Genomic DNA, 1,164 nt, shown 5'->3' on the forward strand with positions numbered 1-1,164 from the left:
TGTGGTGGTCAAGTATTTTTGGACACTCCCAAAGGGAGTTCAGGCCACCTGCTCTTCACAAAGCGCAGGTGGCACAAGGCCGTTGGCACTGTGCGGCCGACGGTGGTTGTACCAGTCCACGAATTGCTCGATGTCTGCTGCAGCCTCCTGTCGAGTGGGGTATTTGGAGTAAAGCCATTCCCCTTTGAGGGTGGCGAAAACCCGTTCCACCACCGCGTTGTCCCAGCAGTTGCCCTTCCTGCTCATGCTTTGGGTGATGCCGTTGTCACGCAGAATTTCGGCCATGGCATGGCTGGTGTACTGCCGACCTTGATCCGAGTGGAAAAGTAGTCGCCCGTTGGGACGACGCTGTTTCAGAGCCCCACGCAGGGCTCTGACGGCCAGCCAGGCATCCCCTTCGTGAGAGTGGGCCCAGCCCACGATCCGTCGGGCAAACAGATCCACCACGATGGCCAGATAGAGCCAGCCTTGCTGGGTCGGGATGTAGGTGATATCCCCTGCCCAGACTTGGTCGGGTGCCTCCGGGTTGAATTGGCGTTCCAACACGTTGGGCGCGGTCAGTGCCTGCGGCCCCAGACTGTGGTACTTGTGCCGCCGGTGCTGCCGCGCCCTGACGCCGGCCCGGCGCATCAGCGTCCGGGCGCGGTAGCGACCCACTGGCAGGCCGCGATTGGTCAGCTCCCTGGCCATCTTGCGAGAGCCACAGCTCCCCCGGTGGGACTGATGAATGCGACGAACCAGATCAACCTGGGCCAGCAGTTCCCGGTCAATCCGGGGCTCCCGGTGCAGCCAGGCGTAGTAGCTGCTACGGGGATAGTCCATCAACTGACACACCAACCGGATCGGAGCGACCTTCCCCAATTCCTGGATCACCTGTTCCGGTGATCGCTGTCCCGAATGAAGAAGGCGATGGATTTTTTTAGTAGGTCGCGCTCCTCCTTGAGCCTGCGATTCTGGGCCTCCAGCTCGGCGATTCTGACCTGGGCATCTACGGGCGGTGCCTCGGCCTGCGGGTCATGTTTTCGACGCCATTGCTCGATCCAGCGCCTCAGCGCCGTCGGGCCGACATCCATCAGCTGGCAGACGTCCCTGACTGTCTGCCCCTCCACAACCACAAGGCGAACCGCCTCGTCCCTCATGCCCTGAGTGATCTGCTTTGCCATG

At 61.8% G+C, this 1,164-nt stretch carries 1 protein-coding gene; it reads right to left on the reverse strand.

Going from position 1 to position 1,164, the window contains the following annotated elements:
- Positions 1–39: 39 nt before the first annotated feature.
- A protein-coding gene (locus tag N5D45_RS22540) for an IS3 family transposase (protein WP_231298559.1) occupies positions 40–1,163 on the reverse strand; the annotation gives its coding sequence in 2 pieces (ribosomal slippage) (positions 40–923 and positions 923–1,163; 1,125 coding nt in all).
- Between the last annotated feature and the right edge of the window lies 1 nt (position 1,164).

Origin of the sequence: Stenotrophomonas sp. GD03819, assembly GCF_029841665.1 — a bacterium.
Classification (GTDB): Bacteria; Pseudomonadota; Gammaproteobacteria; order Xanthomonadales; family Xanthomonadaceae; genus Stenotrophomonas; species Stenotrophomonas geniculata.